Genomic DNA, 24083 nt, shown 5'->3' with positions numbered 1-24083 from the left:
CCCGATGAACCAGCCAGCGCCCCAAGTCCCGCCGCCGTGGCCCGAGCCGTGGGCGGTGCAGGTCTCCGTCGAGGCCGACCGGATCGAGCACCGCATGCGTGCCGCGACGGCCGATGCCCTGACCGGACCGGAGGCTGTCAGCAAGGCAGCCGTCGAACGCCACCTGACCCGGGCGCGCGAGGCCTGCCGATGCCGTTCGAAGCTCAAGCGCCGCGGGTTGCGGGACAAGTGGCGAGGCACCTCCGTCGAGAGCGCCTACATGCATCTGCACGCCGCGAAGATCTTCCTCGTCGACCTGCTGCCCGGCCCCGAGTTCGAGGCCGTGGTGCCCGACGTCACCACCCGCCTGGCCATGGTGCTCGACCGCAACGATCCGCGCCGTTTGGAAGCGGAGGAGCTCCTGCGTCGCAGCCGCCGCAAGCAACGGCGAGCGGCCCTGAAGCAGGCGATGGAGACGGTGTACGACGCGGCGGACGAGGAATACATCCGGCTGCGGGACTTCCGCAACATCCTCCTGCTCACGGCGATGGCCATCGCCTTGCTCACCGGCATCCTGGTGGCCGCGGTGGCGCTCTCTCCGGCCGCCATTCCGCTGTGCTTCGAGCCGGGCGTGACCACCTCGGAAATCGCGCAGCAGCCGGTGCCACAGCTGATGAGTGTGTGCCCGAGCGGTGACCGTCAGGAGCCCACCGGCGGCGACATCCTGATCGTCGCGGGCCTCGGCGCGGTCGGTGGCCTCGTGGGAGCGACCGTCGGCATCCGCAATCTCCGCGGCTCGTCGACGCCCTACCCGGTCTCCACGGCGCTGGCCGTCCTCAAGGTCCCGGCCGGCGCGCTCAGCGCGATCATCGGAGTCCTGCTCCTGTCCGGAGCCTTCGTCCCCGGACTCTCCAACCTCGACAACCAACGGCAGATCCTCGCCTACGCGCTCGTCTTCGGCATAGCTCAGCAGCTGGTCACCCGCGTCGCGGACGACCGCGCGCAGCAGATCCTCGCCCACCTGCCGAGCAAGGAATCGCCGGCTCCGCCCGAACCATTACCGGTCAAGCTGTCGGCCGGTGCGCAGCCAGGAGGCAAGACGTGACGAACAGGCTGGCCGAACTCATCCTTGAAACGGTGCACGCCCACCGGCTGATCGGCATCGAAGATCTCCTGCAGAAGGTCGGGGCGCGGGCACACACCAGCAAGCTCAACGTCGCCGCCGAACTGTGGGATCTCATTCACTGGGAGCAGATCCGACTGACCGTCGACAGCTGCGTGACCACCCAGGAGAACGGGGAGCACGGCCCCGCGCCCTCGACCGGCCGCGACTCGCGCGCGCGTGCGGAGAAGCGCCCGAACGACATCCGCACCGAGGCGCGTCTCGATCGCGACCGGGTGCTGCATTCTCCCGCGCTGCACAGGCTCGCGGGCGTCACGCAGATCGTCAGCCCCGACTATTCCGGCCACCTCATGCACAGCAGGCTGACCCACTCCATCAAGGTCGGTCAGGTCGGCAGGAGGATCGCCGACCAGCTCGCCTCGCGAACCGATGAAGCCGTCATCGCGGCCGGCGGCGGGCTCGATGCGGACGTCGTCGAGGCGGCCTGCCTGGCGCACGATGTCGGGCATCCCCCCTTCGGCCACGCGGGCGAGCAAGCTCTCGACGTGTACGCCCGCGAGCAGATGGATCTGCCGAACGGTTTCGAGGGGAACGCGCAGAGCTTCCGGGTTCTCAGCCGGCTGGAGAGCCGGTTCCAGCATCACCCCGGGCTCAACCTCACGGCGGCCACCCTGGCCGCGGTCATCAAATACCCGTGGCTGCGCGACGAGGACCCGGACAGCGTGAAATGGCGCAAGTTCAACGCCTACGAGTCCGACAAGCTCACCTTCGACAACGTGAGAGCAGCCGTGCCCGTCGCCCCGGAAGCCCAGACTCTCGAAGCGTCGATCATGGACACGGCCGACGACATCACCTACGCGCTGCACGACCTCGAGGACTTCTACTGCGCCGGGTCGTTCCCCCGTAACCAGATCGTCGCCGTGCTCGGCGACTTTCTGGGCGCCCGGCGAAACACGACCGCCCACGTCCCGGTAGCCGAGGACTTTCACGAGCTGGAAGCGCTGGACCTGAGGCTGAAGCGCGACTTTCCGTCCCGGCACAGAGACGGACACCTGGCGCTCGCGGCCGAGAAGGTGCTCGTGCTCATCGAATACACCATGCTGCGCCATTTCAACGGTTCGCGAACCGCGTACACGATGATCCGTTCCGCATTCGCCGCCCGGACCGACTCCTACGTCCGCGGCATCACAGCCGGGCCGAACGGCCCGCACGAGGCCGTCACGGCCAGGCTGAGGGACGACCATTGGCACGAGGTGCAGGTGCTCAAATGGCTGACCCGCAAGTTCGTGATCGCCCGCGCCGAACTGGCGCTGAGCCAGCTCGGCCAGACCCGCGTCCTGCGAGACACCGTGGCCCGGCTGCTGGAGTGGTCGGAACGAGACCCGCGGCGGTTGCCGAGAACCTTGTACGAATACCGGGAAGGCATGCCGGATTCTCCGACCAGCGGCCGCCGTGCGATTCTCGACTACGTATCGTCGTTGACCGACGCCCAATTGCTGACGCTGTCGAGAACGCTGGCGGGATCCGGCGAGCGAGGTATCGGCAACACGTTCTTCGTCTTCTAGACGCGACGGGCAGGTCGATCCGGGTTGCTGTTTCTGCGAAACGTTCGCATGCGTCTATGTGAGGGCCCCGAACGCTCTCGCGGGTGCCTCGGCGGCGATCCGCGGCGCCGCCCGCAGGCGCAGGAAGAGCCCGGCCGAGGCGAGCAGGGCGACCGCGGCGATGGCGTAGCCCACCTCGATGCCGTTCCGGGTGGCCTGCCAGCCGATCACCGGGATGACCACCGCGCCGACGGCCTGCATCAGCAGGGACTGCACGGACAGGACCGTGGCGCGCTCGCCCGGCTCGACCCGTTCGTGCAGCAGGTGGGCCTGGGCCGGGAAGCCGGCGCCGAGCCCGATGAACAGCACGCAGTAGGCCACCCCGGCGAACACCATGGCCGCCGTCCCGGACAGCAGCGCGCAGCCCGCGAGCCCGGCCAGGGCCAGCGCCGACACGCCCCAGCCGGCCATCGCGGCCCGGGCGTGCGACCCGAAGTGCCGCACCGCGGCGACGGCCAGCATCCCGCCGATCGCGTCCGCGCCGAATCCCGCCGCCGCGACCACCGCGTAGGTGGCGGCGGCGCGCGGGCCGGACGAGAGCCCGGCCAGCCAGGCGGGCGTGAGCAGCTCGATGGTGCCCAGCGCGATGCCCGCCCCGCCGGCGGCCAGCAGCACCCGGGTCAGGGCGCGGTCGCGGCCCGCCACCCGCAGCCCGGCGGCGACGGTGGCCGGCACGCCGCGCAGCACGGCGGCCAGGGCCGGCCGCGGATGCGGCGGCTCGGGCAGCCGGACGGTGAGCAGCCCGCGCAGCGCCTCCGCGCCGGCGGCCAGCAGCACCGGCACGGCCAGCGCCGGCAGCCCGGCGACGCCGCCCAGGGCCAGCGGCAGCAGCCCGCCGACCAGGGTGCCGGCGCTCAGGGCCAGGGAAGCGGCGACCTCGCCGCGGGCCAGGCCGGCGGTCAGGTCGGCGTCCCGGCCGAGCTCCGCGTGGACGGTGTCGACGTACCAGGCCTCCAACGGCCCGGTGGACAGGGCCCGGGCGGCGCCGCGCAGCACGGCGGAGGCCAGGAACAGCGCGACGGTCTCGGCGAGGCCGAGCAGCAGCAGACCGGCGGCGCCGGCCACCGCCGAGGCGATCAGCACGGGCCGGCGCCCGAGGACGTCGGCCAGCCCGCCGGTGGGCAGTTCGAGGACCGCGATGGTGAGCCCGTAGACCACGCCGACGACCGCGATCGTGGCCACCGGCAGGCCGCGGTCGAGCATCAGCAGGACCAGCGGGACGAGGTAGAGCCCGGCCGGCAGCCAGAGCAGGAAACTCAGCAGGGCGTAGCGGCGCGCGGCCGCGTTGCCGGTCATCGGTCCGCGGCGCGGGGGAACCCGGCCACCACGATGGAGACGACGGCGGTCGCCGGGTCGTCGGAGTCGCGCGCCCGCAGTTCGTCGAGGTGGGCGTAGAAGCGGTCCCACAGCTCGGTCATGGACGCCTCGGTCAGCCGTACCAGAAGGTCGCCGATGCCCGCGGCCTCGACCCAGGCCGGCGCCAGCCGGTCCTGCTCGGTCTCGAAGCGCTCGACGTCGCCGATGAGGACCTCGACCTGCCGGCGGCGCATCATGGCCACCGCTTCCCGCCCGGCGTCGGTCGCCGCGAGTTGGGTGTTGCTCCAGCCGGTCGTGCGGTGCACGGCCGCCCAGCGGCGCTCCCGGGGATGTCGGCGCCCTTCCGGGTCGGCCGGCGCCTCGGCGACGAAGCCGTGCTTGGCGAGGATGCGCAGGTGGTAGCTGGTGGACCCGGTCTCGGTGTGCAGCCGCTGGGCCAGCTCGGTGGCGGTCGCCGGCCCATGCCGCCGCAGCAGCGCGAGCATCTGCACCCGCAGCGGGTGGGCCACGGCCTTGAGGTCGGCGGGATCGGTGACGTGACGGTCTTGCTGGGGATCGGTCATGTGCTGACGGTAGCCTATGCAGAGACATTTCTGCAGAGAAATCTCTGCAAGCTTGCCGACAGTTCCTGGCGGAAGTCCGGCCGGGCGGCGTCGGCCACGCCCGAGCAGAATCGGTGGAGTCCCGAACGACAGGAGATGATCGTCAGATGCAGTTTCTGGTTTCCGTGATCACCGACTCGACCGACCTCGCCTCCCCGGCCGAGCGGGCCGCTATCGACGTGTTCAACGACCGGCTCCAGGCCGAGGGTTACTGGGTCTTCGCCGGCGGCCTCGGCGGGCCCGGCACGGCCACCGTGATCGACAGCCGCGGCGGCGAGGCTCTGTTCACCGACGGGCCCTTCGTGGAGTCGAAGGAGTTCCTCATCGGCTTCTGGATCATCGAGGCTCCCGACCTCGACGTGGCGCTCAACCTCGCCGCCGAGGGTTCGAAGGCCTGCAACCGCAAGGTCGAGGTGCGGCCGTTCCGATGAGCGAGGCCGACGTCCGGGCGGCGATCACGCAGGCGCACCACCGGGAGTGGGCCCGGGTGGTCGCCGCCCTGACCAGACGTTTCGGCGACCTCGACATCGCCGAGGAGGCGGCCGCCGAGGCGTTCGCGACCGCCGTCGAACGGTGGCCGGCCGACGGCGTACCCCCCAACCCCGGCGCCTGGCTGACCACCACCGCCAACCGCAAGGCCATCGACCGGATCCGGCGCGAGAGCAAGCGCGACGACAAGCACAAGCAGGCTCAGCTGGTGCGCGACGACGACCCGCCCGACCCGCCCGGTGCCATCGATGACGAGCGGCTCCGGCTGATCTTCACCTGCTGTCACCCGGCGCTCGCCATGGAGGCCCGCGTGGCGCTGACGCTGCGCCTGGTCGGTGGGCTGACCGTGCCGGAGATCGCCCGCGCCTTCCTGGTGCAGGAGACCGCCATGGGGCAGCGGATCACCCGGGCGAAGGCCAAGATCAAGGCGGCCCGCATCCCCTATCGGGTGCCGGCCGCGGCGGATCTCCCGGCCCGCGTCTCCGGCGTGCTCGCCGTGCTGTTCCTCGTCTTCAACGAGGGCTACCTGGCGACCGGCCCCGGCACCGATCCCGTCCGGCACGACCTGACCGCCGAGGCGCTCCGGCTCACCCGCCTGATCCGCGCCCTCCTGCCGGCCGACGGTGAGGTGGCCGGGCTGCTGGCGCTGATGCTGCTCACCGAGGCCCGCCGCGCCGTCCGGGTGTCGGCGCGCGGCGAACTGGTCCCCCTCGACGCGCAGGACCGCGGGGCCTGGGACGCGGCCATGATCGCCGAGGGTCATCGGCTGGTGCGCGAGCGCCTCGCCGCTGCCGCCACCGGGGCGGCGCCGGGCCGCTACCAGATCCTCGCGGCGATCAACGCCGTGCACACCTCCGCCCGCCACGTCCGCGACACCGACTGGTCGCAGATCGTCGCCCTCTACGACCAGCTCATCCGGATCGATCCGTCGCCGATCGTCGCCCTCAACCGGGCCATCGCGGCCGCCGAGCTCGACGGCCCCGAGGTGGCGCTGGCAGCCGTCGACCGCCTGGCCGACCAGCTGGCCGGCTACCACGCCTACCACGCGACCCGCGCCGACCTGCTGCGCCGGCTCGGCCTCGGCCAGCAAGCGCGGGCGGCGTACGGCAGAGCCATCGAGCTGGCGGGCAACACCGCCGAGACCGCCGCCCTGACCCGCCGCCGCGACCAGCTGGGGTAGTGCGGCGAAGCCCGCGCGCCGGTCGCCTCAGGCGACCGGCGCGACCGGGATGGCGGGGGAGCCCGGGCGGTGCCGGGCCGCCCAGCGCGCCACGGGAACGGTGGCCACGGCGGCCGCCGCGATCAGCGCGCCGAGGACGAGCCAGCCCGCCGCGCCGTACCCGAGGATCAGCCCGGTCAGGGCGGCCGGGCCGAGGATGCGGGCCAGCGGGATGCCGCTGTTGTACATGCCCTGGTAGAGGCCGTGCCGCCCGGCCGGGGCCAGCCCGAAGCTGAGCTCCCAGCTCCCGGCCGCCTGCAGCATCTCGGCGAGCACCTGCAGCAGCGCGGCCGTCACGAGAGCCGCGCAGGCGAGCCAAGGCGAGGCGGTGCCGGCCGTGCCGGCGAAGACGGCGCAGGCGGCGAGCATCACCAGCCCGGCGGTCCGGACGGTGCGCGCGGCCGACGGCACGTCGATGACCCGGCGGGCCACCCGGACCTGGAACAGCAGCACGCTTACCGTGTTGAGCGCCAGCACCGCCGCGGCCATCCAGGCCGGTGCCGCGGTGGCCGCCACGATCCACAGCGGCAGCACCAGGCTCAGCAGCGGCATGTAGAGCAGCATCACGGCGTTCAGCAGGGTCAGCACCGCGTACGGGCGATCACGCAGGACGGTCAGCGCCCGTTCGGCCTCGGGCGCCGGTGCCGGCGCCGGGCCCGCCGGCAGCCGGCTCAGCAGGAACGCGGCCACGCCGAACGCGACCGCGTCGAGGGCCAGCACCGCCAGGTACGCCTCGCGGGTGTCCAGCGCGAGGGCGACCGCGCCGACGACCGAGCCGAGCGCCAGCCCGCCGTTGATCCGCGACTGCAGCCGGGCCCGGACCCGGGTGCGCTCGGCGGGCTCGACCAGCCGGGTCAGCAGCGCCTGCCGGGCGGCGATCAGCCCCGACTGGCAGACGCCGTACGCGCAGATCACCACCAGGAAGGCGGGGAAGCTGTGTGCGGCCGGCAGCATCGCCACCGCGACCGCCGTGCCCGCCGCCAGGGCGATCGCGGCGCGGCGGGGACCGATCCGGTCGGCGAGGTGGCCCAGCGGCATGCCGGCGACCAGCCCGGCGGTCCAGGCCAGCGACATGCCCAGCCCGAAGCGCGTCGCGGACAGCCCGACGACGTGGGTGAAGTACAGCGCGAACGTGACGTAGAAGGCGCCGTCGCCGATCGAGTTGACCAGGTGGGTGCGCGCCAGCGTGCTGGCGATCCGGGCCGGGACGGTGTCGGCGCTCAATCTCTCCGCCTTCGGGTGACGTGGCTGTGGCGGCACCATTCTTCGATCGGCACCGTTTCGCCGACAAGTGCCAATTCGCGGCACTTCGATGGGGCCAACCGCCGCCAGGCGACTTCTCCGACCCTGGGTTTCTCTGACCCTTGTGGAGAGTCAGCCGGGCCTGAAGCAGCGGGCCAGCAGGCGTAGCGCCGCGGGCAGCTGGTCGGTCGGGATGCAGCCGTAGCCGATCACCAGGCCGTCGCGCTCCGGCGGCGCCAGGCAGAAGGCCGCCAGGCCGGTCACCGCGATCCCGGCCCGCTCGGCGCGGGCGACGACCGTGGCGGCGTCCACCCCGATGTCCGGGCGCAGGTGGGCGCTCAGGTGCAGCCCGGCCGCCGAGGACACCGGTGCCAGCCAGCGGGCCAGCTCCCGGTCCAGCGCGCCGAGCAGCAGGGTGCGGCGTTCGGCGTACACCCGGCTCGCGGCGCGCAGGTGCCGGGCGAACAGGCCCTCCTCGATGAACGCGGCCAGGGCCGCCTCGGTGCACGCGTCGCCGTGCCAGTCGCTGACCTGACGGGCGAGCAGCATGGCCGGGCGCAGCGTGGCCGGGGTGACCAGGAAGCCCAGGCGCAGCGCCGGCAGCATGGTCTTGGAGAAGGAGCCGACATAGATGACGCGCCCGCCGGCGTCGAGGCTCTGCAACGGCTCCAGCGGCCGCTTCTCGAAGCGGAACTCGCTGTCGTAGTCGTCCTCGACGATGGCGCTGTCGTGCCGCTCGGCCCAGGACAACAGCTCGCCGCGCCGGGCCGGCGACATCGGCACGCCCATCGGAAACTGGTGCGACGGCGTGGTGTAGACGATCCGGGCCGCCGGCGGCAGCGCGTCGACCACCAGGCCCTCGGCGTCCACGGGCACACCCACCACAGTGGCGCCCTGGGACCGGAACAGGTGGCGGGCGGGCGGATAGCCGGGCTCCTCCACCGCCACGACGTCGCCCGGCTCCACCAGCACCCGTCCGATGATGTCGAGCGCCTGCTGGGCGCCGTTGGTGATCAGCACGTCGCCGGCCCCGGTGCGGACCGACCGGGAGATGCCCAGCCAGCGGGCCACCGCGGCGCGCAACGCCGGGTGGCCGGCCGGGTCGGCATAACTGCCCGCCGTCATGGTGCTGGTGCGCAGCTCCCGGGTCACCAGGCGGCGCCACGCCGGCAGCGGGAACAGCGCCGCGTCCGGGACGCCGGCCCGCAGGTCGTACCGGGGGACCGGTCGCTTCGGCCCGGGCCCGGGGAGGTCCTGCCAGACCCGCCGCGGTCGCAGGCTGCCGCCGGGAGCGGCACCGGCCGGACGGCCGGCGGCCGCGGCGCCGTCGACGAAGGTGCCGGAGCCGACCCGCGCGGTGATGAAGCCCTCGGCCAGCAACCGCTCGTACGCCGTGGAGACGGTGTTGCGGGACACCGCCGCGCTGCGGGCCAGCTCCCGGGTCGGCGGCAGCCGCTCGCCGGGGCGCAGCCGTCCGTCGAGGATCGCCTCCCGCACCTGCCGGTAGACCTGGACGACGAGGTCGCTCGACCCCGCCACGTGCACCTGGAAGCTCACGGGTTCCCACAATTGGTCTGCTCAGCTGGCCCCGAATCGGCGCTTGGGTGGTGCCACTTTACCTCTGTAGCGTCGATCCGCACGGCCCTCGGCACCGCTGTGGTCGTCGGAGCTGGTCGGTGGGGTCAGTGCCCGGCCGTAGGGGCTCCCGCGGCGCCGAACCACTTGGTCAGCGCCACGTCGAGCGTCTGCTGATCCTCGCCGACCCACGCGACGTGCCCGTCCGGCCGGAGCAGCACCGCCGGCACGTCCAGCTCTTCGCCGGTGTCGGCGAGGTGGTGGACCCGGTCGGCCCAGCCGTGCACCGACAGCCGCCCCGTCTGGTCGAGCAGCAGCCCGCCGCCGGTGCGCATCAGCTCGAACAGGCGCCCGTGCTTCAGCCGGACGTCGCGCAGTCGCCGCCCGAGCAGGGCATGGCCCGCACCGAAGTCGTACCGGATGCTGATCGCCGTGATCTTCTCGATCAGGAACCGGTTGACGTCGTCGAAGTCCATCAGCTGCGCCAACAGTCGCCGAACCGCCTGCGGCCCGGGCTCGTTGGTCGTCAGCTGCATCTGTGCCCGGGTGTTGTCCAGCACGTCGGCGGCCACCGGGTGCCGCTCGGACTCGTAGCTGTCTAGCAGGTCGCCCGGTGCCCAGCCGTTGATGGCCGCCGCCAGCTTCCAGCCCAGGTTGAACGAGTCCTGGATCCCGAGATTGAGCCCCTGCCCGCCCATCGGCGGGTGGACGTGGGCGGCGTCGCCGGCCAGGAACACCCGCCCGACCCGGTAGCGCTCGGCCTGGCGGGTCGCGTCGCCGAAGCGCGACAGCCAGCGGGGGGAGTGCGCGCCGAAGTCGGTGCCGGCATACTCGCGCAGCTGTCGGGTGAACTCCTCGAGCGTCGGTGGCGCCGAACGATCCTCGGCCACGTCCGCGGCCGGCACGACCGCCCGGAACACCCCCGGCTTGCCCGACGGCCCGATCCCGAACCGTTTCTCGGTCTTGCGCACCGCGGTCATCACTTCGGTGATGTGCTCCGGGGACGCCGTCACCTCCATCTCGCCCAGCAGCGTGTCGATTTTCGACGGCTCGCCGGGGAATCCGACCCCGAGCAGCTTCCGAACCGTGCTGCGCCCACCGTCGCAGCCGACGACGAACCGCGCCCGCACCGGCGTCCCGGATCCGTTTCCAAGGTGGACGGTCACGCCGTCGTCGTCCTGCGCCAGCCCGACCACCGCACAGCCGCGCCGGATCTCGGCGCCGACCTCGGCCGCGTGCTCGGCGAGCAGCCGGTCGGTGAGCGTCTGCGGAATGCCGAGCACGTATCCGTGTGCGGTGTCCAGCCCGGCGGGAGCGGGCTTCTCGATGCCCGCGAAGAATCCCCGGATGTCGCCGGGATGGATCGGATACCGCTTGCCGTTTTCGAGGAACCTCTCCAGCAACCCCCGCTGATCCATCACCTCGACACTGCGCACGTGCAGCCCGAGCGACCGCACGAACGGCGGCGGCTCGGCCTCCTTCTCCAGCACGAGCACGGTGACGCCCCGCAGCCGTAATTCGCTCGCCAGCATCATGCCGGTCGGCCCGCCGCCTGCGATGATCACATCGAACATGCGTTCCCCCATGGTGTGCCGAATGTTGCGCCCGGCCGACGAGTGTGCGCCACGACCGGGGTCTTGCCGCAAGCCCTGGGGTGCGGTATATGTTGATAGTGGCAAGGAGTTCTCCTCCTTGCCTTATTTGTTGTTTGCCTCAAGCCGGACACTTGGGGTACAGATGCACCGGTGAAGACGATCCTGCGTGCGGTGGTGGCCGGCGGCCTGGCGCTCACCCTGGCCGCGTGCTCCGCCGACGAGCCGGCCACTCCCGAGTCCGCCGGCATCCGGTCGACCGTGCCGCCGTCCTCGGGCTCGGCCGAGGTGCCGGCGCTGGCGGCCACGACCGTACGCCCGCTCGCCGGCACCGGCGATGCGCCGTTCGACGACAACCGGCAGGTGCAGGCACCACCCGGCTGGACGGTCACCGTCTGGGCCCGGGTGCCCGGCGCGCGGCTGCTGGCCTGGACCCCGGACCAGCGGCTGCTGGTGTCGCGGCCCAAGTCCGGCGATGTCGTCGAGCTGCTCCCCGGCCGGGGCGACGCCGCGCCGGCCCAGCGCACCCTGGTCAGCGGGTTGAACCAGCCGCACGGGCTGGCCTTCACCGGCAGCACGCTCTACCTGGCGGAGAGCGACCAGGTGGACCGCTTCACCTACCAGGCCGGGACGCTGACGGGCAAGCAGGTCGTGGTCGACGGGCTGCCCGACGCGAAGAGCCCCGAACTGGGCGGCAAATACGCCCACGCGCTCAAGAGCGTGGCGATCGGCGAGGACGGCGCGCTCTACATCTCGGTCGGCTCGAGCGGCAACGTGTCGGCCGAGGACCGGGAGGCGAAGCCGGAGCGCGCCACCATCCTGCGGGTGCCGGCCGCCGGCGGGCAGCCCACGGTCTTCGCGCGCGGCGTGCGCAACGGCACCGGGCTGGCGGTCGATCCCGACGGCGGGGTGTGGACCGCGGTCAACCACCGGGACAACATCCAGTACCCGCACGACGGTGACGACAAGGGCGAGGTCCTGCAGGCATACGTCAACGACCACCCGCTTGAGCCGCTGGCCCGGCTCGAGCAGGGACGCGACCTCGGCTGGCCGTACTGCAACCCGGACCCCGACCTGAAGCCGGGGGAGAAGGACTCGCCGCAGAGCTACACCCGGCGGCCGCTCGTGCGGGACCTCGAGACCAACCCCGACGGCAAAAAGCTCGACTGTACGGCGCTGGCCCCGGTCGAGCAGGGCATGGGCGCGCACTCGGCGCCGCTGGGACTGTCCTTCGCCACGTCGCCGGGACTGGCCGGCGCATACGGGCCGGGTGCCCTGGTCGGCATCCACGGCTCGTGGAACCGCAACCCGCCCCGGCCGCCGGAGGTGTCGTTCTTCGCCTGGCGTGACGGCACCCTGGGCCCGCAGCAGACGCTGCTCACCGGGTTCCAGAACAAGGACGGCTCGCGCTGGGGCCGGCCGGTCATGGCCGTGCAGGGCCCCGACCGCGCCCTGTACGTCAGCGACGACCTCGCCGGCGCCGTCTACCGCGTCACCGCACCCTGAGGCCCGCCGCGCGGCGGGCATCTCGCGGCCGGCCCCGGGCTTTACGCGGCCTCAGCCCAGCCGGTCGAGGATCTCGCGGCTGGTGCCGGGCTGAGCGCGGCCCCGGCCCAGCTGGTCGAGGATCTCGCGGCAGGGTGCCGGGCTGAGCGCGGCCTCAGCCCAGCCGGTCGAGGATCTCGCGGCAGGTGCCGGGCCGGGCCTGGCCGAACGCGGTCCCGGCCCACAGGTTGAGCGCGCCGGCGTCGCCGGCCCGCGCCGCCGCGGCCCGGATCGGCGCGGTCAGGTGATGCACCGCCGGATAGGCGACCGGCGCGTGCGCGGAGTACGCGTCCGTGAAGCGGTTGCGCAGCGCCCGGGCCGGCTGCCCGGTGAACGCCCGGGTCACCACCGTCGCGCCGCCGTCGCCCAGCGCCGCACGGTGCGCGGGCCGCGTCCCCGCCTCGGCCGCGAGCAGGAACATCGTGCCGACCTGGACCGCCGTCGCGCCGGCCGCGAGCAGCTCGTGGACGTCCGCCGCGCTGCCCACCCCGCCCGCCGCCACCACCGGCACGGACACCGCCGCCCGCACCTCGCGGACCACCTCCGCCGTGCCGCGGTCGCCGAGGTAGCCGCCGGGACGCGTGGTCGCGGAATGCCCGCCGGCGCTGCCGCCCTGAGCCACGACCACGGCGGCCCCCGCCGCCACGGCCTGCTGCGCCTCGCCGGCGTCCGTGACGGTGACCAGCACCGTCGATCCGGCCCGGCGCAGGGCCTCGACCACGCCGGCATCCGGGATGCCGAAGGTGAAGCTCACCCACGCCGGCGCCGCGGCCACCGCCAGCTCGATCTTGGCCGCGAAGTGGTCGTCGTCGAGCAGGCGCGGCGCCGGCAGCTCGACGCCGTACCGGTCGGCCTCCGCCGCCAGGCGCGCGCGGTAGGCCTCGACCGCCGTGACGTCGGCGGCGGACCGCGAGGGCACGAAGATGTTGAGGCCGTAAGGCCGGCCGGTGTCGCTCAGCTCCCGCAGGTCGCGGTGCACGGCCTCCGGGGTCAGGTAGCCGGCGGGCAGGAACGCCGCGGCCCCGGCCTCGGCGGCGGCCCGCACCAGCGCGGTCGTGGACACCCCGCCGGCCATGGGCGCGACGACGACGGATCGTTCGCATTCGTCCAGCATCCCGACACTGTAGGACCACCGGTTTGCGCATGGTCGGCACGCTCAGCCGGCTCCCATGGATCTTTGAGGTATCCGACCTAACCTGGGCTGCATGGTGATTGACCTGACGGACGGCCGGAGCGAGCCGGGCGAGGCCGGCACGTCACCCGATCGGCCCGTCCGCCGGCCCTGGGGCACCTACCTCAGCGGCCGGTCGCGCCGGCTGCTGCCCTGGGCGGCGGTCGTCGCCGCGCTGGCGCTGACCGCCGCGATCTTCTTCCGCTGGGGCTCCGCCGCCGCACCGGCACCGGTCACCGCGCGGCCCGCCCCCTCGGCCTCGGCCACGGCGCTGACCGTCCCGCAGGTCTACGACACGCTGCTGCCGTCGGTGGTGTTCATCCAGGCCACCGGCGGTTCCTCCGCGGTCGGGCGGGGCGTCGAGGGCGGCACCGCCACCGCCGAGGCCGCCACCGGCACGGGGGTGATCGTCAACGCCGACGGCACGGTGCTCACCGCGCTGCACGTCGTCCAGGGCGCCTCGGCGATCCAGGTGACCTTCGCCGACGGCACCCGGGCGGCGGCCAAGGTCGCCACCGCCGAGGCGGCCAGCGACATCGCGACGCTCACGGTCGCCAAGCTGCCGGAGATCGTCGTGCCCGCGGTGCTCGGCGGCGCGGGGCTGGGCGTGGGTGACGACGTGGTCGCGATCGGCAACCAGCTCGGCCTGCGCTACAGCACCACCGCCGGGGTCGTCTCCGGCCTCGACCGCTCGGTGGGCCGGGGCACGACCGCCGACCTCACCGGGCTGATCCAGTTCGACGCGGCGGTCAATCCGGGCAGCTCCGGCGGGCCGCTGATCAACACCAGGGGCGAGGTCGTCGGCGTCATCGTCGCCCTGGCCAACCCGACCGAGGCCGGCACGTTCATCGGTGTCGGCTTCGCCGTGCCGATCGGCGCGGCGCTCGGCGGCGCCGGCGAAGGCACCGGACCAGCACTACCCCTCTGACTCCCACCAGCAGCCCCGACTCTCAAGGACGGCTTCATGAACTCACCGGTACGCGGCGGTCAGGACTGGACGGACGCCGGTCGGCTGTCACCCGGCGGCCTGCCGGCGGCGCCCGCCGGCCCGGTGGAGCAGGTGCTCTACGAGGTCAAGAAGGTGATCGTCGGGCAGGACGTGCTGATCGAGCGGCTGCTGGTCGCGCTGCTCGCCCGCGGGCACATCCTGGTCGAGGGCGTGCCGGGGCTGGCCAAGACGCTGGCGGTCAAGTCGCTGGCCGAGGCGATCGGCGGCCAGTTCCACCGGGTGCAGTTCACCCCCGACCTGGTGCCCGCCGACATCCTCGGCACCCGGATCTACCACCAGCCGACCGGGGAGTTCCAGGTCTCGCTGGGCCCGGTGTTCACCAACCTGCTGCTGGCCGACGAGATCAACCGGGCCCCGGCGAAGGTGCAGAGCGCCCTGCTGGAGGTGATGCAGGAGCAGCAGGTCACCATCGGCCGGGAGACGCACCGGGTGCCGCTGCCGTTCCTGGTGATGGCCACCCAGAACCCGATCGAGTCCGAGGGCACCTATCCGCTGCCCGAGGCGCAGGTCGACCGGTTCATGATGAAGGTCCTGGTCGGCTACCCGAGCGCGACCGAGGAGTTCGTCGTGGTCGAGCGGGCGATCGGCACGGCCGCGGCGATCGTCCGGATCATCGACCCGGAGGCGCTGGTCGCCATGCAGGCCGAGGCCGACCGGGTCTACATCGACCCCTCCCTGATCGAGTACGCGGTCAGCCTCGCCAACGCCACCCGGCAACCCGGCATGGTGGGCCTGGCCGACCTGGCCCGTTACGTCACCTTCGGCGCCAGCCCGCGCGCCTCGATCAGCCTGGTGCTGGCCGCCCGTGCGCTCGCCTACATCCGGGGCCGCGAGTACGTCGTACCCCAGGATCTGACCGACCTGGCCCTGGACGTCCTGCGGCACCGGCTCGTCCTGTCCTACGAAGCGCTCTCCGACGACGTGACGGCCGACGCCGTCCTGCAGAAGATCCTGGCGGCGCTGCCGATCCCGGATCCCGCGGGCCGGAGCCACTGAGCGATGACCACCGCCAGCGACCGATTGCTGCGCCGCCTGGAGTGGCAGGTGGTCCGCCGCCTCGACGGGCGCCTGCAGGGTGCCTACCGCACGCTGTGGCACGGCGCCGGCACCGACTTCACCGACCTGCGCACCTACACGCCCGAGGACGACGTCCGGCACATCGACTGGAACGTCACCGCGCGGCTGGACGAGCCGTTCGTGCGGCAGTACACCGAGGACCGGGAGATGACCGCCTGGCTGGTGCTCGACCGCTCGGCGTCGATGCGCTTCGGCGCCGCCGGGCACGGCAAGGACTCGGTCTCCGCCGAGTTGGTGGTCGCCCTGGCCCGGCTGCTCACCCAGGGCGGCAACCGGGTGGGCGCGATCCTGTACGACAACCGCGCGCACCAGGTGATCCCGCCGCGCACCGGCCGTAACCAGATCCTGCGCCTGGCCCACGAGCTCACCCGGCCGCAACCCGCCGCGCCGCCCGGCACGACCACCGACCTCGCGGCGATGCTCCGGCTGGCCGCGTCGACCACGGCGCTGCGGCGCAGCCTGGTCTTCGTGGTCTCGGACTTCATCGGCGACCCGGGCTGGGACCGGGCGCTGGGCATGCTCACCCACCGGCACGAGGTGGTGGCCGTCCGGATCGTGGACCCGGCCGAGCTGGACCTGCCCGACGTGGGGCTGGTGCTGGTCGAGGACGCCGAGACCGGCGAGCAACTGCTCGTCGACTCCAGCGACCCGCTGCTGCGCCGCCGGCTGGCCGAGCAGGTCAGCGCCCACGAGGAGGCCGTCACCGCCGGCATGCGCCGGGCCGGGGTGCGCCCGCACCGGATCACCACCGATCAGGACCTGCTGCGGGCGCTGGTCGACCTGGTGCTGCAGTCGGGACGGCGGTGAGCATGCGATATCCGATCATGCTGGTGGTGGCCGTGGTCGTCACGGCCGCCGCCGTCTGGGCGTATCTGAGGATCCAGCGACGCCGCACCCAGGCCCTGGCCGCCTTCGGGGTCGGCGGTCCCGGCGGGTCGCGGCGGGCCGCCGTGCGCCGGCACCTGCCGTACGTGTTGCTGCTGGCGGCCTTGCCGCTGCTGCTGGGCGGCCTGGCCCGGCCGCAGGCCACCATCGACGTGCCCCGGGTGTCCGGCACGGTCGTGCTGGTCTTCGACGTCTCCAACAGCATGGCGGCCAAGGACGTCGCGCCGAACCGCCTGGCCGCCGCGCAGGCGGCCGCGACCGGCTTCGTCTCCGAGCAGCCGGACACGGTGGACATCGGCGTGGTCGTCTTCGGCGACCAGGCGCTGACCACCCAGGCGCCCACCGACGACCACGCGGCGGCGCTCGCCGCGATCAACCGGCTGACCGCGACCGGCGGCACCTCGCTGGCGCAGGCGATCCTGGCCTCGCTGACCACGATCACCGGCAAGCCGGTGGCCCTGCCCGAGGACGGCGCCGCCCCGCCCGACCTGGGCTACTGGGGCTCGGCGAGCATCGTGGTCTTCTCCGACGGCGAGGACACCGGCGGCCCGGAGCAGGCCGAGGCGGCCGCGGACCTGGCCGCCGCCGCCGGGGTGCGCATCCAGACCGTCGGCGTCGGCACCACCGCCGGCGCCACGGTCGAGGTCGAGGGCTACCAACTCGCCACCAAGCTCAACGAGCAGGTGCTGCGCGGCCTCGCCGACGCCACCGGCGGCAGCTATCTGACCGCCGGTGACCCCGGTGCGCTGGCCGAGTCGACCCGCTCGATCGATCTGCGGGTGACCAGCAAGAAGGAGCCGGTCGAGCTCACCGGCCCGGTCGCCGGGCTCGCCCTGCTGCTGCTCGCGGCCGGCGCGCTGCTGATGATTCGCTGGCACGGGAGGATCGTCTGATGTCGCTCAGCTGGCCCTGGGCGCTGACCGCGCTGCTGCTCGTACCGTTGCTGTTGATCTTCCGGTGGTGGTCCAACCGCCGCCGCAAGCGGGCGGCCCTGCGGGTGTCGAGCGTCGCGTTGATCCGGGCGGCGCTGCCCGGGCGTTCCCAGTGGCGGCGGCGGATCCCGGTGATCCTGTTCCTGACCGGGCTGCTCGCCCTGGCCGGCGCCGTCACCCGCCCGCAGGCGTCGCTGGCCGTGCCGTCGAACGAGAGCACGATCATGCTCGCCATCGACGTCTCCGGCTCGATGTGCTCGACCGACGTCGCGCCGAACAGGCTGACGGCCGCGACCGCGGCGGCCCGCAAGTTCGTCGAGGACCAGGACGGGGCCCGCATCGGGCTGGTCGCGTTCTCCGGCATCGCCGCGCTGCTGGTCCCGCCGACCACCGACCAGGACGCGCTGCTCGCGGCGATCGACTCGCTGACCACCGCCCGCGGCACGGCCATCGGCCAGGCGGTCCTGACCGCGATCGACGCCGTCGCCGAGATCAACCCGGACGTGCCCGCCACCGGCGTCGACCTCGGCGACGGCGGGCCCGGATCGGCGGTCACCGACTACGAGCCGGAAACCATCGTGGTGCTCACCGACGGCGCGAACAGCCGGGGCGTCGACCCGGTCACCGCCGCCGAGCAGGCCGCGGCCCGCCGGCTGCGGGTCTTCACGATCGGCTTCGGTACGACCCGGCCCGGCCAGATGGTCTGCACGCCGGACCAGGTCAGCGGCGGTTCCACGATGCGCCGGGACCCGCAGGGCTTCGGTGGCGGTGGCGGGCGCAACCAGCAGATCGACGAGGAGGCGCTGACCCAGGTGGCCGACCTGACCGGCGGCCGCTACTTCCCGGCCGAGGACGCCGAGCAGCTCGGCGACGTGCTCGGCGACCTGCCGGGCGAGATCGGGCTGCGCCGCCAGGACGTCGAGATCACGTCCTGGTTCGTGCTGGCCGGCACCCTGCTGGTCTTCGCCGGGCTGGGCCTGTCGCTGTGGTGGAACCGCTCGCCCGGCGGCGCGCGGCGGGGCCGGGCCGTCGTGACCCCACCGTGACGAGATGAATTCTCGCGGGATCGCTCGACCTGCCGGGGCTGCCGCCGTAATCTGACCGCCCGAACAACAGCCGGTTACGGAAGGCCGCACAATGTCCGACCGGGACGTCGACATCGCCACTCGTGACGACGGCAGCCTTGAGATCCGACCACACGGCACGGTCGGTCCCGACCAGGCCGTCCATCTCCAGCAGACCCTGGTCCACGCGCTGCGGCACACCCGGCCGCTGCGCCTGATCCTCGAGCTGCGGGACGTGGCCGACATCGACCCGATAAACGTGGGCACGTTCGTCGCCGCCTGCGGGCTCGGCGACGACCACCAGGTCGCCGTCTTCCTCGACAACCCGTCGGAGGACATCGCCGACCGGCTCGCGGCCGCCGGTGTGCCACGGCAGCGGCTGCGCCACACCGCTCTGCCGGAGCCGGCCGGCTGACCTCGCGCCTGCTCGTCCACGTGGTCTCATAGACCCATGGTGTCCACCGACCGGCTACTCGGTTTCGCGGTCTTGTCCTTCCTGCTGATCGTCGTGCCCGGGCCGAGTGTGCTGTTCGTCATCGGCCGGGCGTTGGCGCAGGGCCGCCGGGCGGCCCTGACCACGGTGCTGGGTAACACGCTCGGCGCCTACGCGCTCGTCGTCGCCGTGGCACTCGGCGTCGGAGCCGTCGTGGAGCGCTCGGCCCTGGTCTTCACGGCCCTGAAGCTCGTGGGCGCCGCATACCTGGTGTATCTCGGCGTCAAGGCGGTGCGCCAACGCGGGGCGTTGCACGCCGAGTTCACCGGTGCGGGGGTCGCCCACGGCGGCTGGCGCAACCTGGGCGAGGGTTTCATGGTCGGCGTGGCCAACCCCAAGACCATCGTGTTCTTCGCCGCTGTGCTGCCGCAGTTCGTCGACCGCGGCCAGGGGCACGTCACGGCTCAGCTGCTGCTGCTGGGACTGGTCTTCAACGTCATCGCGGTGGCCTCCGACAGCGTGTGGGGGCTGGCCGCGGCCACGGCCCGGGGCTGGTTCGCCCGCTCGCCGCGGCGGCTCGCGCTGGTCGGCGGGATCGGCGGGCTCACCATGATCGGCCTCGGCGTCACCGTCGCCGCGACCGGCCGCAAGGACTAGGTGGTCGACGATGGCCCGGTTGCGGTCGGCGCTCTGGCTGCCGATCTTCGATGATCTCGCCGACCCGGGTGCGGTCGCGCGTCTGGCCGCCGAGGCGGAGGCGGCCGGCTGGCACGGCGTCTTCGTCTGGGACCACCTGAGCTGGCGGGCGCCGGTCCGGCAGGTGGCCGACCCGTGGATCACGCTGGCCGCGATCGCCACCGCCACCGCAGCCATCAGGCTGGGCCCCATGGTCACACCCCTTGCCCGCCGCCGGCCGTCCAAGGTCGCCAGGGAAACCGCGACGCTGGACCGGCTCAGCGGCGGCCGCCTCACTCTCGGTGTCGGTCTCGGCAGCGACCGATTCGGCGGCGAACTGTCCGCGACCGGCGAGGAGCTCGACGACCGGCGGCGAGGCCAGCAGCTCGACGAGTCGCTCGCGATCCTGGCCGCGGCCTGGTCGGGCGATCCGGTCCACCACCACGGCGAGCACTACACCGTGGACGGCATGCGGTTCCTGCCGCGACCGGTCCAGCGGCCCGGGGTGCCGGTCTGGGCCGCGGGATTCCCGGGCAACCTCAAGCCGCTGCGCCGGGCCGCCCGCCTCGACGGCTTCTTCCCGGTCAACCTCGAGCATCCGGACCAGGTCGCCGAGATCGCCACCACGATCAGCGAGCTGCGGGAGAGCCCGGCCGAGCCCTACGACATCGCGGTCGGCCTCGCACCCGGCACCGACCCGGCGCCCTACGCCAAGGCGGGCGCCACCTGGTGGCTGACGGAGTTCGCGCCGGAGACTGTGACGCTGGACCAGGTGCGAGGCGTGCTCCGCGACGGCCCGGCCTGAGGCGCTCGAATCCCGGCAACCTGTCCAGGTACGTCTACCGGCCCGCCGGGCCGCCGGCCGGTGCCCCCGCGGTCGTCCTGCTGCACGGTCGCAGCCAGAACGCCGCCGGGTACTTCGCGAACTCGGGCTGGCGCGAGTTCGCCGACCAGTTGCGGTTCGCGCTGGTGCTGCCCGAGCAGAAGGCCGCGAACAACTCCGGCTCGCGCACCGCCGGGGCGGGTTCACGATGCGGCTAGGTCGGGCCGCAGACGCCGACGGGCATCGTCGAGGCCCTTCTCATTCTCCTGCGGCCCGCTGATGCCGGTCAGGTCATCCTCGACGATCCGCCGGGCGAAGTAGTCCGCCTGAACCGCCCACCGGAACCTCAGCATCGGCAACAGGCCACGCTCCACCTCCGAACGGGTCAGCACGTCCTCACCCAGGTATGCCGCCACCAGTTCGCCGGCCCGCCCGGCGCCACCGACATACATGACCGCCGAGGCGAGGTCATACAGGAGTGGCCCCGCCAGAGCGACGCTCCAATCGATGACCCCACAAACGCCCGTCGCCGGGTCCAGCCGGAAAGCCTCCGGGGCAGGATCAGTGTGCAGCAATCCCCACGACAACGTCTCCAGGCCCAGCGCTTCCACAGCCTCGACCGCTGCGGCGACGGCCGGTCGCACCCACCCCCGCACCGCCAGATGCGCCGCCGCGGGATCAACCCAGTGGAACCGTGCGACGCCCTCGATCGATTCCGCGGCCAAGGCCCGATGCACCCGGGCCAGGGTCACCCCGATCAGCCGCTGCTCCCGCTCGCTCTCGCCGGTAAGCGCGTCCCCGGCGACCCAGCTCAGCAACGCCAGCGGGTAGCCACCTACCGCGACCACGTCCTGCCCGCCGACCGTGGGCACCGGCGCACCCGCCGGGATCCCCGCCCGCTGCAGCCGCCCGGCCACCGTCAAACCCGCGACGAACTGGTCGCGTGACCCGGGCACCACCGACTTGGCCACCCACCGACTGGCACCGTCATCGACGAGCCACGTCGCCGAGTTCATCCCACCGTCATGGACAACGACCCGGACCCGGGGCAAACCCCAGACCCTCGCCAGACAGGAACGCACCGCCGATTCCGAGATCACCGGGCCAGTGAAGCAGCACGACCCTGCCACGAGCCACCGACTTCCCACCGTCTGTGGCGGTCAGGGCGCGAGCTCTTCGACCACGCTGGTGCCGCCGCCGGCGCGTGACTCCCACTGCCAGTTCTCGTCGAGGCGCAGCCGCCCGTCCGGCAACGTGTCGATCGTGGATCGGCAGTGCCCGCTGGACGTCTCGCCGCTGGTGTTGAGCTGGACATAACGGATGTCGAGCGTGTCGTGGGTTCGGGTGCCGACGAGGAAGCCACGACGCACCGCGCCACCGTCGTAGGTCGCCCAGATCTCGCCGTCGCGTTCCCGATACTCGAAGACCGTGTCGGCGCCGATCTCGCCGCCGACGTTCGCGACAGCGGCGAACCGGCGGCCGTCCAATGAGGGTGTGGTCATGCCTTCCGTCCTGCCAATCCATGATCGATCCCGGCGTGGCGGGCACCGGTGCCGGCGGTGAACGCGGTGAGCAGAGCATGCCCGAAGTCCCAGCTGCCGACGCCGCTCGCCGCGTTGAGGTGACCGGCGCGGCCGGCGCTGACGCAGTCGAGCTTCCAGCCGGCGGCCAGCCGCCACGCGGCGGCCGCGGTGCAGTAGAGGTCATTGTCGCTGACGACCATCAAGCCGGGCACGTCGAGAGGCACCGCGGTCAACCCGGTGAACGTCGGGGCGGTGTCGGCCGGGAAGTTCGGCCCTTCCTGGTCCGGCGGCGCCACGAGGAACATCCCGGCGACGTCTCGCCGACGCCGGGTGGCCCACTGGGTGGCGGCGAGACATCCGAGGCTGTGGGCGACCAGGACGACTCCAGCCGGCAAGGCGGTGACGGCCCGATCGATCGCCTGGCACCAGTCGGCCAGGTTCGGCTCGTCCCAGGACGACGGCGAGATCCGGGATGCCGACGTTCCCCACCTGGCCTGCCACCTGCTCTGCCAATGATCCGCACCGGAGCCGTTGACCCCGGGAACAACCACAAAGTGCATTTTCGCCCGTTTCTTCGCTACCGGCGCTAGCTGTCCACCGCCTGCGGGACAGTATGTGCGGGCCATCGCCTACAGTCGCTCACTGACGATGGATGGAAGGTCGATGACAGGCGAGACGTCGGTTTCATTGGATGCGGTCGACCATGCGATCTTGTCCGTGCTGCAGGCCGACGGGCGCCTCGGCGTCACCGAGATCGGCCGGCGGATCAACCTGTCGCAACCGGCCGTTTCGGCCCGCATCAAACGCCTGGAACAGTCCGGCGTCATCACCGGATACCGGGCGGTGGTCGACCCCACCCGGCTCGGCCTGAGCATCCACGCCGTTGTCCGGTTGCGCACCACGCACGCCCGCATCCCCGCGTCCCTGGACCACTTCGCCCAGCTACCCGAGATCGTCAGCATCTACCGGCTCACCGGCGAGGACTGCTTCCTGCTCGACGTGCACGCCGCCAGCGCCGAGCGCCTCGAAGCCATCGTCGACAGCGTCGCCCGCTTCGGGCCCGTCACCACCTCGCTGGTCCTGCGCACCTACCAGACCAAGCCGATGGAACCGGGCCGCCCGCAGCGCCCCTGAGCGTGGCGGTATCCCGTTGGAAGGCGTCACGGCTTCGATCCGCACGAGCTCGGGCGCCGGGGCGAAACCTGAGGCGCCGAGGTTCTGTACCAGCGTTATATAACGATGGTATTTTCGGTGCGTGAGTCCTCGAAGCGGTGATCCACGGGTGCGGACGATGCTGGTCGAAGCGGCCGCACGCGTGCTGGCCGAGGCAGGCCCGGCCGCGCTGACCAGCCGCCGGCCGGCGGCGAGGTCGGGTCCTCGACGATGGCCTTGTTCAGCCGGTTCCGAAACATGGCGGAGATCCGCTCGGCGGTGCGGGAGGAGGCCTCCGCCCGTCTCGACGCGCGGCTGGTCGCGGGTGGGCTACGGCGACGACCCTGACCGTGCCCGGCGGTCGGTGGAGCGGGGGCAGCCGCGCCGCCGTGGCGAGTGGAGCACACCCATAGGAGAGGAGAAAGGCCATGCCGTCCGACGACAAGACGACGACACTGTGGCAACGCACCGGCGGTGTGACCGGGCTGGTCCAATCATCCTTGCCGCCCACGACTCTGGTGATCGCCAACTCGTGGTGGGGGCTGTATCCGGCCATTGCCGCCGCCGTGACCACCGGTGTGCTGATCACCCTGGTCCGGCTGGCACGCCGGCAGCAGCTGCGCCCGGCGTTCGGCGGATTCGTCGGCGTGGCGATCTCCGGGGCCCTCGCCGCCCGCAGCGGTGAAGCCCGGGACTTCTTCCTGGCCGACATCTGGTGGTACGGCGTGGCCGCCGTCATCCTGGCCGCATCGATCCTGGTCCGCCGCCCGCTGGTCGGCGTGCTCTGGAGTGCCATGCAGGGCGCCGGCATGTGGTGGCGCCACGACCGGCCGTCGCTGCGGCGCTACGACATCGCCACGGGCGTGCTCGCCGCCGTGTTCGCGGCCCGGTTCGCCGTGCTGCACCGGCTCTACGAGGACAACCAGGTCGGCTGGATGACCTTCTCGAAGATCGCGATGAACTATCCGCTCTGGGCAGCGGCACTGCTCGTCGCCGTATGGGCGGTACGCCGCGCGGACCGACGTTTCTCCTACTGCCGACACGCTTGACGG

25 protein-coding genes are annotated in these 24083 nt (G+C 72.7%); 15 read left to right on the top strand and 10 right to left on the bottom strand.

Going from position 1 to position 24083, the window contains the following annotated elements:
* The first annotated feature begins 4 nt into the window (after positions 1 to 4).
* Together DMB66_RS38485 and DMB66_RS38480 are read left to right on the top strand one after the other, a co-directional pair.
* Entirely contained in the window at positions 5 to 1084 is a 1080-nt protein-coding gene (locus DMB66_RS38485) for a hypothetical protein (RefSeq protein ID WP_125809061.1), read from the top strand.
* The gene (locus DMB66_RS38480) at positions 1081 to 2667 is read left to right on the top strand and encodes a deoxyguanosinetriphosphate triphosphohydrolase family protein (RefSeq protein WP_158647510.1); all 1587 of its coding nucleotides are present in this window, start codon (positions 1081 to 1083) and stop codon (positions 2665 to 2667) included. The genes DMB66_RS38485 and DMB66_RS38480 overlap by 4 nt, the downstream gene beginning before the upstream one ends.
* A gap of 54 nt (positions 2668 to 2721) precedes the next feature.
* Here the strand turns inward: DMB66_RS38480 and DMB66_RS38475 are convergent, their stop codons facing one another.
* Both DMB66_RS38475 and DMB66_RS38470 read right to left on the bottom strand, forming a co-directional pair.
* Positions 2722 to 4002, bottom strand: coding sequence for an MFS transporter (locus tag DMB66_RS38475; RefSeq protein WP_125809059.1), 1281 nt, complete (start codon positions 4000 to 4002; stop codon positions 2722 to 2724).
* Complete coding sequence (locus tag DMB66_RS38470) at positions 3999 to 4586, bottom strand: helix-turn-helix domain-containing protein (protein WP_125809058.1); 588 nt, start codon at positions 4584 to 4586, stop codon at positions 3999 to 4001. The genes DMB66_RS38475 and DMB66_RS38470 overlap by 4 nt, the downstream gene beginning before the upstream one ends.
* 146 nt (positions 4587 to 4732) lie before the next feature.
* Between DMB66_RS38470 and DMB66_RS38465 the strand changes: the two genes are divergently transcribed.
* Both DMB66_RS38465 and DMB66_RS38460 read left to right on the top strand, forming a co-directional pair.
* Positions 4733 to 5056, top strand: a complete 324-nt coding sequence (locus DMB66_RS38465) for a YciI family protein (RefSeq protein ID WP_125809057.1) — start codon at positions 4733 to 4735, stop codon at positions 5054 to 5056.
* Positions 5053 to 6294, top strand: a complete 1242-nt coding sequence (locus DMB66_RS38460) for an RNA polymerase sigma factor (RefSeq protein ID WP_125809056.1) — start codon at positions 5053 to 5055, stop codon at positions 6292 to 6294. The genes DMB66_RS38465 and DMB66_RS38460 overlap by 4 nt, the downstream gene beginning before the upstream one ends.
* A gap of 27 nt (positions 6295 to 6321) precedes the next feature.
* Here the strand turns inward: DMB66_RS38460 and DMB66_RS38455 are convergent, their stop codons facing one another.
* The 3 genes from DMB66_RS38455 to rox form a co-directional block, all read right to left on the bottom strand.
* On the bottom strand, positions 6322 to 7557 hold the full coding sequence (locus DMB66_RS38455; protein ID WP_233625139.1) for an MFS transporter: 1236 nt from the start codon (positions 7555 to 7557) through the stop codon (positions 6322 to 6324).
* A 150-nt stretch (positions 7558 to 7707) separates the two neighbouring features.
* A complete protein-coding gene (locus tag DMB66_RS38450) occupies positions 7708 to 9132 on the bottom strand; it encodes a PLP-dependent aminotransferase family protein (RefSeq protein ID WP_125809054.1) in 1425 nt (474 codons plus the stop codon).
* A 125-nt stretch (positions 9133 to 9257) separates the two neighbouring features.
* A complete protein-coding gene (gene rox, locus DMB66_RS38445) occupies positions 9258 to 10724 on the bottom strand; it encodes a rifampin monooxygenase (RefSeq protein WP_125809053.1) in 1467 nt (488 codons plus the stop codon).
* 171 nt (positions 10725 to 10895) lie between these two features.
* On the opposite strand from rox, the gene DMB66_RS38440 reads away from it, so the two are divergent.
* Entirely contained in the window at positions 10896 to 12248 is a 1353-nt protein-coding gene (locus DMB66_RS38440; RefSeq protein WP_125809052.1) for a sorbosone dehydrogenase family protein, read from the top strand.
* Between the two features lie 154 nt (positions 12249 to 12402).
* On the opposite strand, the gene DMB66_RS38435 is transcribed toward DMB66_RS38440, so the two are convergent.
* Positions 12403 to 13401 (bottom strand): nitronate monooxygenase, encoded by a 999-nt coding sequence (locus tag DMB66_RS38435; protein WP_125809051.1) that lies wholly within the window; start codon positions 13399 to 13401, stop codon positions 12403 to 12405.
* Positions 13402 to 13492: 91 nt separating this feature from the next.
* Between DMB66_RS38435 and DMB66_RS38430 the strand changes: the two genes are divergently transcribed.
* The 8 genes from DMB66_RS38430 (at position 13493) to DMB66_RS38395 (ending at position 20338) form a co-directional block, all read left to right on the top strand.
* A complete protein-coding gene (locus tag DMB66_RS38430) occupies positions 13493 to 14386 on the top strand; it encodes a S1C family serine protease (RefSeq protein ID WP_125809050.1) in 894 nt (297 codons plus the stop codon).
* Between the two features lie 36 nt (positions 14387 to 14422).
* Entirely contained in the window at positions 14423 to 15463 is a 1041-nt protein-coding gene (locus DMB66_RS38425; protein WP_125809049.1) for a MoxR family ATPase, read from the top strand.
* 3 nt (positions 15464 to 15466) lie between these two features.
* Positions 15467 to 16351: a DUF58 domain-containing protein gene (locus DMB66_RS38420; RefSeq protein ID WP_125809048.1), complete on the top strand. Its 885-nt coding sequence runs from the start codon at positions 15467 to 15469 to the stop codon at positions 16349 to 16351.
* A 2-nt stretch (positions 16352 to 16353) separates the two neighbouring features.
* Positions 16354 to 17322, top strand: a complete 969-nt coding sequence (locus DMB66_RS38415; protein ID WP_233625138.1) for a VWA domain-containing protein — start codon at positions 16354 to 16356, stop codon at positions 17320 to 17322.
* A complete protein-coding gene (locus tag DMB66_RS38410) occupies positions 17322 to 18407 on the top strand; it encodes a VWA domain-containing protein (protein WP_125809046.1) in 1086 nt (361 codons plus the stop codon). The genes DMB66_RS38415 and DMB66_RS38410 overlap by 1 nt, the downstream gene beginning before the upstream one ends.
* A gap of 91 nt (positions 18408 to 18498) precedes the next feature.
* On the top strand, positions 18499 to 18840 hold the full coding sequence (locus DMB66_RS38405; RefSeq protein ID WP_125809045.1) for an anti-sigma factor antagonist: 342 nt from the start codon (positions 18499 to 18501) through the stop codon (positions 18838 to 18840).
* Between the two features lie 36 nt (positions 18841 to 18876).
* Positions 18877 to 19515: a LysE family translocator gene (locus DMB66_RS38400; RefSeq protein WP_125809044.1), complete on the top strand. Its 639-nt coding sequence runs from the start codon at positions 18877 to 18879 to the stop codon at positions 19513 to 19515.
* 10 nt (positions 19516 to 19525) lie between these two features.
* Positions 19526 to 20338 (top strand): LLM class flavin-dependent oxidoreductase, encoded by an 813-nt coding sequence (locus DMB66_RS38395; protein ID WP_125809043.1) that lies wholly within the window; start codon positions 19526 to 19528, stop codon positions 20336 to 20338.
* 34 nt (positions 20339 to 20372) lie between these two features.
* On the opposite strand, the gene DMB66_RS61655 is transcribed toward DMB66_RS38395, so the two are convergent.
* The 4 genes from DMB66_RS61655 to DMB66_RS38375 form a co-directional block, all read right to left on the bottom strand.
* Complete coding sequence (locus DMB66_RS61655; protein WP_158647509.1) at positions 20373 to 20546, bottom strand: hypothetical protein; 174 nt, start codon at positions 20544 to 20546, stop codon at positions 20373 to 20375.
* 13 nt (positions 20547 to 20559) lie between these two features.
* Positions 20560 to 21372: a phosphotransferase enzyme family protein gene (locus DMB66_RS38385; protein ID WP_125809042.1), complete on the bottom strand. Its 813-nt coding sequence runs from the start codon at positions 21370 to 21372 to the stop codon at positions 20560 to 20562.
* Between the two features lie 144 nt (positions 21373 to 21516).
* On the bottom strand, positions 21517 to 21858 hold the full coding sequence (locus tag DMB66_RS38380) for a hypothetical protein (RefSeq protein ID WP_125809041.1): 342 nt from the start codon (positions 21856 to 21858) through the stop codon (positions 21517 to 21519).
* Positions 21855 to 22430 (bottom strand): alpha/beta hydrolase, encoded by a 576-nt coding sequence (locus DMB66_RS38375; protein WP_233625137.1) that lies wholly within the window; start codon positions 22428 to 22430, stop codon positions 21855 to 21857. Before DMB66_RS38375 ends, DMB66_RS38380 begins: the two co-directional genes overlap by 4 nt.
* A 97-nt stretch (positions 22431 to 22527) precedes the next feature.
* Between DMB66_RS38375 and DMB66_RS38370 the strand changes: the two genes are divergently transcribed.
* Complete coding sequence (locus tag DMB66_RS38370) at positions 22528 to 23013, top strand: Lrp/AsnC family transcriptional regulator (protein ID WP_370320012.1); 486 nt, start codon at positions 22528 to 22530, stop codon at positions 23011 to 23013.
* 446 nt (positions 23014 to 23459) lie between these two features.
* Complete coding sequence (locus tag DMB66_RS38365) at positions 23460 to 24080, top strand: DUF3159 domain-containing protein (RefSeq protein WP_125809038.1); 621 nt, start codon at positions 23460 to 23462, stop codon at positions 24078 to 24080.
* The last annotated feature ends 3 nt before the right edge of the window (positions 24081 to 24083 follow it).

The sequence above is a fragment of the Actinoplanes sp. ATCC 53533 genome (assembly GCF_003947245.1).
This window is presented reverse-complemented; position numbering and strand designations above follow the sequence as displayed.

Coding starts and splice junctions, on each gene's coding strand:
- DMB66_RS38395 (WP_125809043.1), top strand. CDS start 19,526: ATGGCCCGGTTGCGGTCGGCGCTCTGGCTGCCGATCTTCGATGATCTC.
- DMB66_RS38410 (WP_125809046.1), top strand. CDS start 17,322: ATGTCGCTCAGCTGGCCCTGGGCGCTGACCGCGCTGCTGCTCGTACCG.
- DMB66_RS38425 (WP_125809049.1), top strand. CDS start 14,423: ATGAACTCACCGGTACGCGGCGGTCAGGACTGGACGGACGCCGGTCGG.
- DMB66_RS38365 (WP_125809038.1), top strand. CDS start 23,460: ATGCCGTCCGACGACAAGACGACGACACTGTGGCAACGCACCGGCGGT.
- DMB66_RS38415 (WP_233625138.1), top strand. CDS start 16,354: ATGCGATATCCGATCATGCTGGTGGTGGCCGTGGTCGTCACGGCCGCC.
- DMB66_RS38460 (WP_125809056.1), top strand. CDS start 5,053: ATGAGCGAGGCCGACGTCCGGGCGGCGATCACGCAGGCGCACCACCGG.
- DMB66_RS38385 (WP_125809042.1), bottom strand. CDS start 21,372: ATGAACTCGGCGACGTGGCTCGTCGATGACGGTGCCAGTCGGTGGGTG.
- DMB66_RS38485 (WP_125809061.1), top strand. CDS start 5: ATGAACCAGCCAGCGCCCCAAGTCCCGCCGCCGTGGCCCGAGCCGTGG.
- DMB66_RS38465 (WP_125809057.1), top strand. CDS start 4,733: ATGCAGTTTCTGGTTTCCGTGATCACCGACTCGACCGACCTCGCCTCC.
- DMB66_RS38420 (WP_125809048.1), top strand. CDS start 15,467: ATGACCACCGCCAGCGACCGATTGCTGCGCCGCCTGGAGTGGCAGGTG.
- DMB66_RS38475 (WP_125809059.1), bottom strand. CDS start 4,002: ATGACCGGCAACGCGGCCGCGCGCCGCTACGCCCTGCTGAGTTTCCTG.
- DMB66_RS38470 (WP_125809058.1), bottom strand. CDS start 4,586: ATGACCGATCCCCAGCAAGACCGTCACGTCACCGATCCCGCCGACCTC.
- DMB66_RS38430 (WP_125809050.1), top strand. CDS start 13,493: ATGGTGATTGACCTGACGGACGGCCGGAGCGAGCCGGGCGAGGCCGGC.
- DMB66_RS38405 (WP_125809045.1), top strand. CDS start 18,499: ATGTCCGACCGGGACGTCGACATCGCCACTCGTGACGACGGCAGCCTT.
- rox (WP_125809053.1), bottom strand. CDS start 10,724: ATGTTCGATGTGATCATCGCAGGCGGCGGGCCGACCGGCATGATGCTG.
- DMB66_RS38400 (WP_125809044.1), top strand. CDS start 18,877: ATGGTGTCCACCGACCGGCTACTCGGTTTCGCGGTCTTGTCCTTCCTG.
- DMB66_RS38370 (WP_370320012.1), top strand. CDS start 22,528: ATGGATGGAAGGTCGATGACAGGCGAGACGTCGGTTTCATTGGATGCG.
- DMB66_RS38435 (WP_125809051.1), bottom strand. CDS start 13,401: ATGCTGGACGAATGCGAACGATCCGTCGTCGTCGCGCCCATGGCCGGC.
- DMB66_RS38380 (WP_125809041.1), bottom strand. CDS start 21,858: ATGACCACACCCTCATTGGACGGCCGCCGGTTCGCCGCTGTCGCGAAC.